Source organism: Acinetobacter colistiniresistens, assembly GCF_000413935.1.
In the GTDB taxonomy this organism is placed as follows: domain Bacteria; phylum Pseudomonadota; class Gammaproteobacteria; order Pseudomonadales; family Moraxellaceae; genus Acinetobacter; species Acinetobacter colistiniresistens.
This window is the reverse complement of the sequence record NZ_KE340383.1, coordinates 176,394-190,763: the sequence shown is the minus strand read 5'-3', so window position 1 is coordinate 190,763 and position 14,370 is coordinate 176,394. Positions and strand designations below refer to the sequence as shown.

The 14,370-nt window shown below is 41.5% G+C and carries 12 protein-coding genes; 9 read left to right on the top strand and 3 right to left on the bottom strand.

Annotated features, from left to right (window positions below; genetic code table 11):
- The first annotated feature begins 148 nt into the window (after positions 1-148).
- Together F907_RS01615 and F907_RS01620 are read left to right on the top strand one after the other, a co-directional pair.
- Positions 149-1,261: an AAA family ATPase gene (locus F907_RS01615; RefSeq protein ID WP_016653236.1), complete on the top strand. Its 1,113-nt coding sequence runs from the start codon at positions 149-151 to the stop codon at positions 1,259-1,261.
- Positions 1,255-1,908, top strand: coding sequence for a DUF4276 family protein (locus tag F907_RS01620; protein ID WP_016653235.1), 654 nt, complete (start codon positions 1,255-1,257; stop codon positions 1,906-1,908). Before F907_RS01615 ends, F907_RS01620 begins: the two co-directional genes overlap by 7 nt.
- 46 nt (positions 1,909-1,954) lie before the next feature.
- On the opposite strand, the gene fadA is transcribed toward F907_RS01620, so the two are convergent.
- Both fadA and fadB read right to left on the bottom strand, forming a co-directional pair.
- Entirely contained in the window at positions 1,955-3,127 is a 1,173-nt protein-coding gene (gene fadA / locus F907_RS01625; protein ID WP_016653234.1) for an acetyl-CoA C-acyltransferase FadA, read from the bottom strand.
- Positions 3,128-3,139: 12 nt separating this feature from the next.
- The gene (gene fadB, locus F907_RS01630; protein ID WP_005278501.1) at positions 3,140-5,293 is read right to left on the bottom strand and encodes a fatty acid oxidation complex subunit alpha FadB; all 2,154 of its coding nucleotides are present in this window, start codon (positions 5,291-5,293) and stop codon (positions 3,140-3,142) included.
- Positions 5,294-5,689: 396 nt separating this feature from the next.
- Here fadB and lpxO point away from each other — a divergent pair, with 396 nt between their 5' ends.
- The 5 genes from lpxO (at position 5,690) to pgsA (ending at position 10,614) form a co-directional block, all read left to right on the top strand.
- Complete coding sequence (gene lpxO / locus F907_RS01635) at positions 5,690-6,604, top strand: lipid A hydroxylase LpxO (protein ID WP_016653233.1); 915 nt, start codon at positions 5,690-5,692, stop codon at positions 6,602-6,604.
- A gap of 92 nt (positions 6,605-6,696) precedes the next feature.
- On the top strand, positions 6,697-7,116 hold the full coding sequence (locus F907_RS01640; protein ID WP_016653232.1) for a PH domain-containing protein: 420 nt from the start codon (positions 6,697-6,699) through the stop codon (positions 7,114-7,116).
- Positions 7,117-7,219: 103 nt separating this feature from the next.
- A complete protein-coding gene (uvrC, locus tag F907_RS01645; protein ID WP_016653231.1) occupies positions 7,220-9,019 on the top strand; it encodes an excinuclease ABC subunit UvrC in 1,800 nt (599 codons plus the stop codon).
- Positions 9,020-9,123: 104 nt separating this feature from the next.
- The gene (locus F907_RS01650) at positions 9,124-9,921 is read left to right on the top strand and encodes a thioesterase family protein (protein WP_016653230.1); all 798 of its coding nucleotides are present in this window, start codon (positions 9,124-9,126) and stop codon (positions 9,919-9,921) included.
- Between the two features lie 105 nt (positions 9,922-10,026).
- Positions 10,027-10,614 carry a CDP-diacylglycerol--glycerol-3-phosphate 3-phosphatidyltransferase gene (gene pgsA, locus F907_RS01655; RefSeq protein ID WP_016653229.1) on the top strand — a complete coding sequence of 196 codons (588 nt, stop codon included), beginning with the start codon at positions 10,027-10,029 and terminating at the stop codon, positions 10,612-10,614.
- A gap of 214 nt (positions 10,615-10,828) precedes the next feature.
- Here the strand turns inward: pgsA and F907_RS01660 are convergent, their stop codons facing one another.
- Positions 10,829-11,608, bottom strand: coding sequence for an IclR family transcriptional regulator (locus F907_RS01660; RefSeq protein WP_005278514.1), 780 nt, complete (start codon positions 11,606-11,608; stop codon positions 10,829-10,831).
- 429 nt (positions 11,609-12,037) lie between these two features.
- Between F907_RS01660 and F907_RS01665 the strand changes: the two genes are divergently transcribed.
- Entirely contained in the window at positions 12,038-14,131 is a 2,094-nt protein-coding gene (locus F907_RS01665; protein ID WP_016653228.1) for an FUSC family protein, read from the top strand.
- Complete coding sequence (locus tag F907_RS01670) at positions 14,124-14,330, top strand: DUF1656 domain-containing protein (RefSeq protein WP_016653227.1); 207 nt, start codon at positions 14,124-14,126, stop codon at positions 14,328-14,330. Before F907_RS01665 ends, F907_RS01670 begins: the two co-directional genes overlap by 8 nt.
- Positions 14,331-14,370: the final 40 nt, after the last annotated feature.

Here is a 14,370-nt window from a genome sequence, read left to right as displayed (position 1 = left end):
TAGTGAAAAGTATCTTAGGGTTACTTATATATTATTGATTTAAATAAGAAAAATTAGTAGGATTTTTTAGCTCGAAAAGATTCTTAACATGCAGTTTAGAAATAAATAAACTGTTAAAATAATTCTTTCTTTTCGCTAAGTGTTTTTTATGACTTATGCTAAATCAATAAATAGTCTAAAAATAAAGGGATTTAAATCTTTAGTAGATGTAGAGATCCCTCTAAGCTCTTTAAATGTACTAATTGGAGCTAATGGAGCGGGTAAAAGTAACTTGGTTAGTTATTTCCGCCTATTAGGGCAAATGATTGATAAAAATTTACAGTACTATGTTTCTGAACAGGGTGGAGCAGAAAGAATTCTTTCAAATGGACTCAAAGAGTGTGAAAAAATACAGTCTTTTGTGAGTTTCGGTCTCAATGGTTATTACTTTGATTTAAGGTCTTCTGTTGATGGTAGTCTAGTTTTTAAAGAGGAAAAAACTTATTTTGACGGTCCATACTATGGTGAGAAATATACATCTTTGGGTTCAGGACATAAAGAGTCTTTACTAAAAGATGAATATGATAAATCTAGACCGGGATCCGTAATTAGTTATTGTTATGAATCCTTAAAAAACTGGCGTGTTTATCATTTTCACGATACGACAGATACAGCTGCAGTAAAAAGAAAATGTTCATTACATGATAATAAATATTTAAGACCCGCAGCTGATAACTTAGCAGCTTTTTTGTATGAACTTAGGCTTCATCATAGGGATGAGTATCAAAAAATTGTGAAAGTTATCAGATTAGTATTACCTTACTTTGATGATTTTGTGCTTGAGCCTGAGGAATTGTTTACAGAAGAAAAGCAGATACGATTATTGTGGAAACAAAAGAATAGTGATTATGCTTTGTGGCCGACACAGTTATCTGATGGATCATTAAGGTTTATATGCTTGGCTACGGCTTTGCTTCAACCTTCTCCACCTTCAACAATAATCATTGATGAACCCGAGTTGGGATTACATCCATATGCTATCGTTCTATTAGGCAGCTTGTTAAAAACTGCATCAAGTCGTATGCAAGTAATTGTTTCAACACAGTCAGTTCCTTTAGTTGATCAATTTAGTATTGATAATTTAATTATTGTTGAAAGAAGTCATGAAGGAACAAAATTTAAAAAGTTAAATTCTGATGAGTTTGAAAATTGGCTGGAAGATTATTCTTTAGGGGAGCTTTGGGAAAAAAATGTTTTGGGTGGGAGACCTGATGCATGGTAAGAGTACATATTATTTGTGAAGGTCAAACTGAAGAAACATTTATAAAAGAAGTACTTCAGCCCATTTTTAGTCATAATGAGATTTATTTATTACCTGCTCTAATTGGTCGACCTGGTCATAAAGGTGGAGCTGTTAACTATCAAAGAATGTTACGAGATATTCGAAATCGTCTAGGTGATAGTAATGCATATTGCACTACATTCTTTGATTTTTATGGATTAGACCAAGATTTTCCAGGCAAACAACAAGCTTTGAATCAGACCTGTTTGGAAAACAAAAAAAGTATTCTAGAACAAATGTTTGAAGAAAAAGTTATTAATGATTTAGGACAGGAGATAACTAGGAAGTTTTTTCCTTATGTTCAAATGTATGAGTTTGAAGGCTTATTATTTTCTAGCCCGAAAGCTGTGGCAGATAACCTAAATGTTAATTTGAGTAGTGTTGAATCTATTATTCAACAGTTTGAAACCCCAGAACATATTAACAATAGTTCACAAACTGCTCCAAGCAAAAGATTGATATCTTTAAATAGAACTTACGATAAGGTACTAATGGGGTCTTTGATAGCCTTAGATATTGGTATTGATGATATTAGACAAAAATGTAAAGGGTTTGATGAATGGCTTAAAAAAATAGAAACTTTATAAAAAATCCCCGCAAAATGCGGGGATTTTCTTTTTATCTTAGTGTCGATTAAACACGTTCGATAATGGTCGCGATACCTTGACCAAGACCGATACACATAGTCGCAAGACCGATTTGTGTATCTTGTTGTTCCATCACGTTCAACAATGTTGTTGTGATACGCGCACCAGAACAGCCCAATGGGTGACCCAATGCAATCGCGCCACCATTCAAGTTGATGATGTCTTGCTTGTCATAAACGCCTAAGCCTTTCATCACTGATAAGCCTTGAGCAGCAAATGCTTCGTTTAACTCGATGGTTTGGATATCCGCCATAGTGAAACCAGCACGTTTCAGCGCTTTTTGAGTTGCAGGTACTGGACCATAACCCATGATTGCAGCGTCACAACCTGCAATGGCCATTGAACGAATCACAGCACGTGGTTTTAAACCCAATGCTTGAGCACGCTCAGCAGACATAAGCAACATTGCAGATGCGCCGTCAGAAAGAGCAGACGAAGTCGCTGCTGTCACTGAACCACCTTTAGGGTCGAAAACAGGTTTCAATGCTTTGAATGCTTCAAGGTTAGCATCAGCACGAATCACTTCGTCGATGTCGCAAAGAATTTTGAAGCCATTGGCATCGTGGCCTTCAACACCCACGATTTCGTTTTTGAAACGACCTTCTTGAGTTGCAGCCCACGCACGACGGTGAGATTCAACACCGAATGCATCTTGCTCTTCACGAGAGATGCCATTCATACGACCTAACATTTCAGCGGTTAAGCCCATCATGTTTGATGCTTTGGCATAGTGTTTAGATGCTTCTGGGTTCAGGTCGATGCCGTGCATCATACCTACGTGGCCCATGTGCTCTACACCACCGATGATGAACACATCACCTTGGTTAGTCGCAATCTGTGCAGCAGCCGTGTGGATGGCTTGCATAGAAGAACCACACAAACGGTTTACCGTTTGGCCACCAGCAGTTTTAGGAATATCAGCCAATAAACCAATGTTACGAGCAATGTTCATACCTTGCTCTAAAGTTTGGTTGACACAGCCCCAGATTACGTCTTCAACTTCATTGGTATCAAACGGGTTACGAGCAACAAGTGCACGTACTAATTCAGCAGATAAACTGTCGGCACGTACATTGCGGAACATACCGTTACGTGATTTGCCCATGGCAGAACGAACGCCATCAACAATCACAACGTCACGTGGATTTAAAGTAGCCATTCACGTCGCTCCTTAACCGTAGAATTTTGTGTTGTTAGCAGCCATGTCACGCAACATTTGTGGCGCTTCATAAGCCTTACCTAAGTGTGCATATTTGTCGCAAAGTGCAACGTATTCAGCAACACCTGTTTGGTCGATGTAACGGCATGGACCACCGCGGAATGGAGGGAAACCAACACCCATAATCATCGCCATATCTGCTTCAGCAGCAGTTGCAACGATCTTGTCTTCCAAGCAACGAACGGTTTCGTTACAGAAAGCCAGCATCATACGGTCAATGATTTCTTGGCTATCAAACTCGCGTTTTTCGCCAGTCACGAAAGGTGCAATGATTTCGTATGCTGTTGGATCAACAGTTTTCGCTTTCTTACCTTTCTTGTCTAACACGTATTTGTAGAAACCAACGTCATTCTTTTGACCCAGACGTTTTGCTTCATACATTGCTTCGATCGAACCTTTGTAGTCTGGCTTCATACGGTCAGGGAAACCTTCAGCCATCACTTCTGCGCCATGAACACCTGTATCGATACCCACAACGTCGATCAAGTATGCAGGGCCCATCGGCCAGCCGAATTTCGCCATCACATTATCCACTTGCTGGAAATCCGCACCATCTTTCACAAGAAGGTCGAATGCACCAAAGTAAGGGAACAATACACGGTTCACCAAGAAGCCTGGGCAGTCGTTAACAACGATTGGTGTTTTACCCATTTTTTGAGCAAGCACTACAGTTGTTGCGATTGCTTCTTCAGAGGTCTTTTCACCACGAATCACTTCAACCAATGGCATCATGTGTACTGGGTTAAAGAAGTGCATACCCACAAAGTTTTCAGGGCGTTGTAATGCTTTCGCTAAACGGGTAATTGAAATCGTAGAGGTGTTAGATGCAATGATCGTGTTTTCACGAACATGCTTTTCAGTGTCAGCAAGTACGATTTCTTTTACTTTTGGATTTTCAGTCACGGCTTCGATCACGATATCCACTTCTTTAAACTCGTCATAGCTTAAAGTTGGACGGATGCGAGCCAGTGTTTCACCCATTTGTGCAGGTTTCATTTTCTTGCGTTCAACTTGCTTGGTCAGCAAGTTATTCGCTTCTTGCATACCGAGTGCAAGTTGTGGGTTACCAATGTCTTTCATGATGATTGGTGTACCTTTGCTTGCCGCTTGGTAAGCAATACCACCACCCATGATACCCGCACCTAATACAGCTGCTTGGTTGACTGGGTGAGCACCTTTCTCATATTTTTTCGCAGTTTTCTTCACCACTTGGTCATTGATGAATAAACCAATCAATGCGCCTGCTTGTGGGGTAATCGCTGCTTTGGCAAAACCTTGAGCTTCAGCTTTTAATGCGTCATCACGAGTTGAGTTCGCACCTGCTTGTAATGAATCAAGCAATAGTTTTGGCGCAGGATATTGCGCAGGATTTGCTTTTGCAAGTACCGCACCTTTTGCCGTATTGAACGCCATCATTTGTTCAAGCGGGTTCAATTTGATTGCATCTAATTTTTCTTGACGCTTTGCTTTCCAGTTCAAACGGCCAGCAAGTGCCTGTTTAACCAGATCAACAGCAGCTTCTAGGAGTTTGTCAGCAGCAACAACCGCATCTACAGCACCGTCTTTCAGTGCAGCAGCAGGTTTTTTCGGATTCGCCATTGCCATCCATTCAACGGCATTATCGATACCGATTAAACGGCTTAAACGTACGCTACCACCAAAACCAGGATAGATACCGAGTTTGATTTCAGGTAAACCAACTTGTGCTTGCTCTGACATCACACGGTAGTCACAAACCAAGCACATTTCAAAACCGCCACCGAGCGCTGTACCATTGATTGCAGCAACTTTAGGTAGATCTAAGTCTTCAAAACTGTTGAAGATTTCATGTACAGGCATAAGCCAATCAACAATCGCTTGCTCACCCGCAGCGAAGTTATCGCCAAACTCAGTGATATCAGCACCAACGATAAAAGTTGATTTGCCAGAGGTAACAACTAAGCCTTTAATCTCTTTATTGGCTTTTACTGCAGCAATTGCTGCTTGGAAGTCTTCGATGGTTGCACGGTTAAATTTATTGACCGACTCACCTTGTAAGTCAAAGCGGAATTCTGCAATTCCGTCCGCAAGCATTTGGACGGTAATGGCATTGCCAGCGTGGATCATGCCTGATCTCCCTTGTTGTGGAGGATTCTGAGTTGATGTCATAAAGCGTATGTGCAGTGATGCACACAAAAAATGCTTCGCTAATCTTACGATAACTATATCCAAAAAGGACATAACAAGTTGTATCAAGCCGTGACGCTAGGGTCATCAATTTATTGTAAGCTTGGACTTGAATTGCTAAATCATGAATAAAAATAAATTTTTTGCACAAAATAGAGTGTTTACTCCTTGATTGTGATCAGGAATTTGCAAGGTGCTTTTGTCCGATTTAGGTAACCTAAATTGGTATTTAAGTCGACAAGTTTGTTAGAATAGCAGGCTTATTTTTTTTGTGCGATTTTGAAATTTGGTTATCAAATTGGCATTGGGTTTTTAGCTAAGAAGATAGAGTAATCTATGATTAAGTGGATCATATTAGCGATTTTTATCATATCTGCGTTGTACATTCAGCGCCGTGGTAAAGTAAAGCATTCGTTTTATCGTCAATTTTTTGACCATTCGACGATTCTCGCACCGATTAATTTTTTAATGTACATGTTTTCCAAAGTGCCGAATCAACCGTATATCGACACCCAGCATTTTCAGGACTTAAAAGTTTTGGATGAAAACTGGGAAATGATTCGTGATGAAGCCAGAGCGCTGTATGACAAAGGGGGGATTAAGGCATCAAGTAGTTATGATGACTTGGGCTTTAACTCTTTCTTTAAAACAGGCTGGAAACGTTTCTACTTGAAGTGGTATGACTCTGCGCATCCATCTGCAGCTGAGCTTTGCCCAAAAACGACTGCTTTATTGAAGACTTTGCCAACGATCAAAGCTGCCATGTTTACGGAACTTGCACCAGACAGCCGTTTGGTTCGCCACCGTGACCCTTATGCTGGTTCATTGCGTTATCACTTAGGTTTAATCACCCCGAATGATGATCGTTGTTTTATTGATGTTGATGGTGAGCGTTATTCTTGGCGTGATGGTGAGAGTGTAGTGTTTGATGAAACCTATATTCACTATGCAGAAAATACCACTGACCAAAACCGTATTATTTTCTTTGCCGATGTTGAACGTCCATTAAAGACCCGCTTTATGGAAAAGTTTAATCACTGGTTTGGTAAAAAAGTCATGACTGCGGCAAGTTCACCCAATGAAGCAGGCGACCAGACAGGTGGTTTAAATAAAGCCTTTGGTTATGTCTATCAGATTCGTATCAAGGCAAAAGCATTAAAAGCATCGAACCGCTCACTGTACTATTTCTTGAAGTGGTTCATTATGCTGGGTCTCTTCTTCCTTATTTTTATTCGTCCTTATGTCTTTTAAGTCTGAATAAAATCAACGCCCGTAAGGGCGTTTTTTTATGAAATATGGCATAGAATAGTTTTAATTCATCACAATTTATTTTGAAAAAATCTATGCAAACATTTCGTTCTAAAATTGATTGGTGGTTGTGGGGAATCGTGATTGCAACAACAGGTTTGTTATTGCAATTGTTATGGACGATGTATCTGAAAGGTACGCTACAGGAATATCCTGAGCATACGGTTGTGCACTTTCTGACGATTGCATGCTTGTGGTGGCCGATATTGAATACCCGTTATATTGTGACCGAACATCATTTAATTATCCGTTCAATGTTGTTTAAATGGCAGATCAATAAGTCAGACATCCTCAAAATCTCTGCGAGTCATAATTTAATTTCATCTCCTGCTTTATCTTTAGATCGTTTACGTATTGATTATCAAAAAAATGGAGTTACAAGCCATATTTTGGTTTCACCTAAAGATAAACAAACTTTTTGTCAGGCCTTAAATCAAAAGCTTTCGGAGTATTAAATCACTTATAAACTTGGCGCTTACACGATATTCACATTTAAAACTTGAAAAAAATTAAGCAAGCATCACATCATGTGGGGTAAACAGAGAGAATAGGCATGTCGTGAACCCAAACGCTCGAGAACACATTGAAAAAATACTCGCACATATGACTCAGTTACCTGGCGTTTATAAAATGCTGGGGAAGGATGGGGAGTTATTGTATGTCGGTAAAGCCAAAAATCTGAAAAACCGTGTCTCGAGCTATTTTGTTAAAACCATCGAGCATCCCAAAACACAGGCCTTGGTTGCCCGTATTTATGATATTGAAAGCTTGGTGGTGCGTTCTGAAACCGAAGCCTTATTGCTTGAACAAAATCTGATTAAGCTGCATCGCCCGCCTTATAACATTATGTTGCGGGATGATAAATCTTACGTTTATATCTTTGTCTCATCAGATAAACCCTATCCACGGATTGCCAGTGGACGGGGTAAAGGCAAGCATCAAATCGGCAAGTTCTTTGGACCATACCCAAGTGCTTATAGTGCGCGGGATACCTTACTGGTGTTACAGAAACTGTTTAATGTGCGTCAATGTGAAAACAGCTATTTTTCACAGCGTAAACGTCCGTGTCTGCAATATCAGATCAAACGTTGTACCGCGCCTTGTGTCGGTTTGATTAGCCCAGAAGACTATAAGGAAGATGTCGATAACTCCATCCGTTTTTTGCAAGGCGATACCAAAGAGCTGAATCAAGAACTGATCGGGAAAATGGAGCAGGCAGCAGAAGCGCTGGAATTCGAGAAAGCTGTGTTCTATCGTGACCGTCTCGCCTTGTTACGGGAAGTACAGGCGCAGCAAGCGGTGTTTAAAATCAAAGGTGAGGCCGATATTCTGGCGATTGCTTATCAAGCAGGGGTGACCTGTGTCCAAATTATGTATGTGCGTAATGGGCGAATGCTGGGAGGGAAAAGCTATTTTCCGGATATGTTGGGCGATGATTTGGGGCAAATGCTCAGTGATTTCATGGCCAATTTTTACTTCCAAGTGGCAGATGAGGTACCGACAGAACTCATTGTCAATGTTGCGGTGCCAGATCAGCAGCAGTTGGAAGAAGGCTTACAGCAAACCTTTAATAAAAAAGTGCAGATTAAACATAAAGTACGAGAGACCCGAGCCGAATGGTTAGAACTGGCACAAATGAATGTGCAACATGCGATTAAAGGTAAGCTCAGTAATCATCTGGAACTGAATGAACGCTTCCACCAACTTGAACAGGTGGTAGGACGTCCGATAGACCGAATTGAATGTTTTGATATCAGTCATACCATGGGTGAAGCCCCGATCGCCTCTTGTGTCGTGTTTGATCAGGGGGGAGCAAGAAAGCGTGATTATCGCCAATTTGCGATTCAGGACATTACGGGGGGTGATGACTACGCCGCCATGCGCCAAGCCTTAATTCGTCGCTATAAAAAGAATATGTTGCCAGATTTATTATTGATTGATGGCGGTAAAGGACAACTACACATGGCAATGGAGGTCATGCAGGAGCTTGAACTAGATGCCTTTATGATTGGGGTCTCTAAAGGGGAAGGGCGTAAACCCGGATTAGAGACGCTGCATTTTACCGATGGTACCAAGATTCAGTTGCCAGAGGACCATAAAGCTTTGCATTTGATTCAACAGGTTCGTGATGAGGCACATCGTTTTGCCATTACCAAGCATCGTGCCAAGCGTGATAAGCGCCGTAGTAGCTCAGTTCTGGAGGCCATTCCGGGATTGGGGCCGAAACGCCGTCGCGATTTGTTAACGCATTTTGGCGGTATACAAGGAGTGTTAAAGGCTTCGGAAAATGAGTTGACCTTAGTGCCTGGACTCGGTGAGGTTTTGGCCAGAACCATTTATAAAATTTTGCATGAATAATCAGACCGATTGACCAAATCTCCCAACAACTCTTGCACTTAAGATCATTCACAAATGCTTAAAAACATTTAAAGATAAAGTGTTTCGATAATGAAGGAAAAATGATGGCCTTGCTTCCGCTCTATCAACAGGTTGAACAACAGGAATGGATTGATATTCCATCGGGCTGGTTACAAGGTCGTACAGTGTTTGGTGGTTTGATTGCAGGGCTGCTGCTTCAGAAGGCATTGAGTGTGGTACAAGATGCAGCAAAGCAACTGTTAAGCTGTAATATCACCTTTGTCGGTCCAGTACAGCAAGGACAAGCACGACTCAGTGCTGAAGTATTACGCGAAGGAAAATCAGTCACCAGTCTAGAAGTCAGACTTTGGCAGGATGATGCCGTTCAAACGATCTTGATTGCCAGTTTTGGTACACAACGAGATTCACGTATTCATGTTCAGAATTTAGTGCAAGTACCTGATTATCCAACAGCTGAGCAGCTGGATAAGACCTTCTATCTTGAAGGGCTAATGCCTGAGTGTTTACAGCATTTTGAATTGTGTTGGGCAGAGGGGAGCTATCCAATGGCGGGCAGTAAAGTGCCTGACTTTGGGGGCTGGGGACGGTTTGCACCAAGTTTACATCCGAACCGTGAGATGCAGTTGGCTGATCTGTTTGTCTTAATGGATGTCTGGCCGCCAGGCGTGTTGCCGATGTTTAAGATTCCTGCACCTGCCAGTTCATTAACTTGGCAGATCACGTATTTGCAACCGATTGTGGGACAAATTCAGGACTGGTTGAAGTATAAAGTGGTGACTGAATATGCAGAGCATGGTTATTCAACTGAATATGCTCATGTGTGGGATCAGCAAAACCGTTTAATTGCGGTGCTTAGACAGACAGTTGCTGTTTTTGCCTAGTCGACACTGCGATACATTTCGTATAAAGTTGCCTACACGTGGATACAATCTCGGCACATCCTTTGTGCACCATGCATATTTGATGCGAACAACATGGCGGTGTTTATGAGTACAGGGCGAATCCTGAACATTCCGAATATTTTAACTTTGGCACGTATAGCCCTAATTCCTGTTTTTTTGGCGATTGCTTATTGGCCGCCAGCAATTGGTATTGCTGAGCATCATGGGGGAATGATGCGCCATATGGTACTGACTGCGATTTTTGTTCTGGCAGCAGTGACCGATTGGTTTGATGGCTATCTGGCAAGAACACTGAATCAAACCTCTGCCTTTGGACGCTTTCTAGATCCTGTCGCAGATAAGTTAATGGTTGCTGCCGCACTGATAGTTTTGGTGCAATGGCAACCAACCATTTCAATGGCCTTTGCCGCAATTGTGATTATTTCACGTGAAATTACGGTTTCTGCGCTACGTGAGTGGATGGCTGAATTAGGGGCACGTACCAGTGTTGCAGTGTCAACCGTCGGCAAATATAAAACGGCCTTTCAAATGATTGCGATTAGTGTGTTCCTATTGAACTGGAAACCATTGGAAATCTGGGCCTATGCTTTACTGTATGCTGCAGTGATTCTAACGTTATGGTCGATGTTTATTTATATGAAAGCGGCGTGGCCTTATTTGAAACAGCCCTAATTTTATTCAAAACGAATACTTAAAAGCCTTCCCCTGAGAGGGCTTTTTTATTGCCTGACGAACGCTCAGACAAGAAAAAAGCCCATACAACGATGAGCTTAGTTCTCTGAGGAAAGTCATGCTCTTTTGGGAGAGTATGCTGAAGAACATAATCATCATATGAGAATTTATTGATATTTACAACCGTGTAAAATGTAAATGTTTTTTAATATTCTCAAATCGGGTTGCCTTGGCTCTCCGACAGCGTTGCAAATTTATGTTCAATTTGATTTGCATTATTTTGCAAAATTTCAATTAACTTTTGAATGTTGATGAAGTCAAAACGATTCTTTGATGCCACTAAAGTAAGCGCAATCGGCGCTTCTTTGCTTGAAAAACGGATCGGAACTGACAAGCTGCAAAGTTGAGGGTCAATCTCACCTTGCGATAAGTAGAACCCTTGTTTTTTGATTTTGCGCATCTGTTGAATAAACTCATCTTGAGTCTGTGCAAACCCAACTTGTGCTAATTCTTTCGAAAACTGCTGATAATAGGCTTGAATGCGTTGTTTGGTTAAGTGTGCAATCACGATTTTCGGTGACGCGCCGACATAGACGGGTCGCGGGCAACCTCGGCCAAAAGACAGTAATTCTGCATCTTTAAATGTTTCATGATGTAGATCGATACAATAATCATGATTTAAATAGGTCAATAAACAGCACAATTCCGTACGTTCCACGATATCACGCATAAAGGGGATACTGATCTGAATCAGCGGGTCAGTGCTGTGAGAAATATAATCTAAAACCGCAATTTTGGAGCCGAGTGTATAGTCCCCTGAGGTGCCGCTAATCCGTTTTAAAATGTCCGTCGAGACCAGTTCTTTGAGATAACGATAGGCGGTAGGTTTGGATAGCGCAAGCTCATCACAAATGATATCGACATTGATAATCGGACGTGAAACTGAAAATAAATCCAGCACAGTAAGAATTTTACCAAAACTCGAAATGGCCATGATGGGATGCCTACTCCTTACAAAATAACGTGAAAACCGAACTTTTATTGCTTTATAACAGAAAAGCGAAAGATCGTGTATGTACTTTTAAACCTGATCATCCGAGATCAATAAATTAACGCCGATGTTGAGAAAAACATCGAATTTTGTCGCAATTATTTTAGATTAAAATTAAAAATTATCAAATGGTGATAATTTATGTTGACTAATTTACTCTATTTTGAAAAAATAAGCTACGCAATGTCTTATGTGGATAATTATTTTTAGGCAGAAATTCCTGAAAATAGCCAACATTGTGTATCACTCCCTATATCCAGTTTTACTCATATTGATTGCCCTGATCTGAATGATTTCAAATCAGTCAGGATACTTGTCACTTTTTTGGTGATGGGATGAGTGATCAAACTGACGCTGAACAGAGACATATTCATGCTATTTAAACAGTTGTTGGCTTTTAGACCGAGTCGACTTGACCTGATCTTTGCGTGCAAAACATTCGTCGCAGGCATGTTGGCACTGTTTATCTCGTTTGAACTGGATTTGATTAATCCGATGTGGTCGATTGGTACGGTATTGATTATTGCCAGTCCTTATTCGGGTATGGTGTCTTCAAAGTGTGTCTATCGGCTGGTGGGTACAGCGGCAGGGGCGATGATCGCCTTGTTACTGACCCCTCATTTCATTAACACGCCGTGGCTATTTACCCTTATTTTGTCCTTGTGGGTGGGTTTTGCCCTATATGTCTCATTGCTAGATCGTACGGCAAGAAGCTATGTCTTTATGTTGGCGGGTTATTCAACGGCCATGATCGTTTACAACGCCATTACCTATATCGATACCTATAATATTTTTGATATTGCTTTGGCGCGTGTGCTTGAGATTTCTGTCGGGGTGATTTCCACTGCTGTGGTGTCAGCCACCTTTTTTCCTGTACATGTCGGAGCCATGATTAAACAGCGGGTCAATAAAACCCTGAATGATCTGGAAAGTACCTTTGAAAAATTAATTACCGTTCAAGACAGCCCGGAAAACTATACCCAAATCTTGTCGGTAATTACCCGTGATACGGCAGATATTCATGCCTTGGCCGTGCATTTGGCTTATGAAAAAGGCGAGCTAAAAGGCATGACCAAGACTTTGCAGGAAATGCTGCATCAGGTGTCTTTGGTGGTGGCCAATCTGGTGGCCTTGTCGCAACGGGTCAAACAGCTGGAACAGATGCAACTCAGTAATCTGGCACCGCATTTAGACCGAATACGTCAGGATACATTGGCTTTTTTAAAGCAAGAGCGCATTGTGCAAGCCAGTGATTTGCAAAGTTTACCCATAAAATTTGAACAGGATTTTGCCGAACTGATTGCACAAGCTACGGCTGAACAGCAAATTGTATTGGGCGCCTTGAAGATGGATGTTCGTCATTTCATTGCCAATATGTTGGCGGTGAAATTGATCTGGCAGCAGATTCAGCAGGGCAACAAAGAGATTCCTTCTGAAATTACCGCCATTACCACCAAATATCCAAGTTTGCATCGTGATCATGGCATTGCGATTCGTGGGGGGATTAGCGCGGTATTGATTACCTTTATTGTGACTGCCGCCTGGATTCTATCCGGTTGGAAAGCAGGTTTTATGATGGCACAGATGGGGGCGATTACCGCTTGTATCTTAACGGCCTTGGATAATCCGGTGCCGGTCTTACGTATTTTTATCTGGGGCAGTATTGTCTCGGCAGTTTTGGTTTTTATCTATGCCTTTGGAATCTTTCCGCATGTGACACATTTCTGGCAATTGGCCTTGGTCTTATTTCCTGTATTTCTGGTTGCTGTGAGCATGATGGCCAATCAAATGCTGATGCCTGTAGGAATGGTTCTTGGGATTAATACCATGATGGGGCTGAACCTACACAACAAATACACCATGGATGCCGTGTCTTATCTGGATAGTTCCTTTGCCATGGTGTTAGGCGTTTTGGTGTCCCTGATTGTGATTGATCTGGTGCGTGCTGTTTCACCAGATACCAGTGCGACACGAATTTTAGCTTTGCATTATCAAGCCATGCGTCAAGCCTTGCATTTGTCTTATGGCAGTGACTTCAAAATTCATTTACGCAGTATGTTGGATCGTGTCGGGGTATTGAATAGCAAAATGGTGCAAAATCCTGAGGTGAAGACTGCAATTCAGAATGCCTTGATCGAAAGCAGTTCGATTGTTGATTTAGTTCGTTTGCAGGAAATTAGCCAAAAATTACCGCAATTGCAGCAACTACAATATGAATTGAAGCAGTTACAGCAACAGCTTGCGGACTATTTTCAAGCACAAGAAAAGCAACTGTCGATTCATCATTTTCCAACGCAGATTGTGCAGCAAATTGAAAGCTTACAGGGGATTGCCCAGCAGATTGAAGACCTGCAATTGCGGCAACGACTGCTCATTTCACTGAATAATATTTGCGAAAGTATTGGTCATATCTCGATACAAGAGATGGATTCGGACAGATCTGGTTTAGGGGTAGTTCATGGGTGAAATGAATCTTTACGGGATTTATATCCCGATCCTTTTGGTACAAGCCATTATTGCCTATGTACTGTTTAAGTTGCTCAGCCCCTGGATTGATCGTTTGGTCATCAAAGGCTGGATCGCGTTGCCCAGCATTTTTAACTTGTGCTTTTACTTGGGGCTGATGCTGTTGGTGCATTGCCTCTTTGTTTGGCTATGGGCCTGAGGTTTGGGACAAGATGCTGATTTTAAAATTTAATGATGTC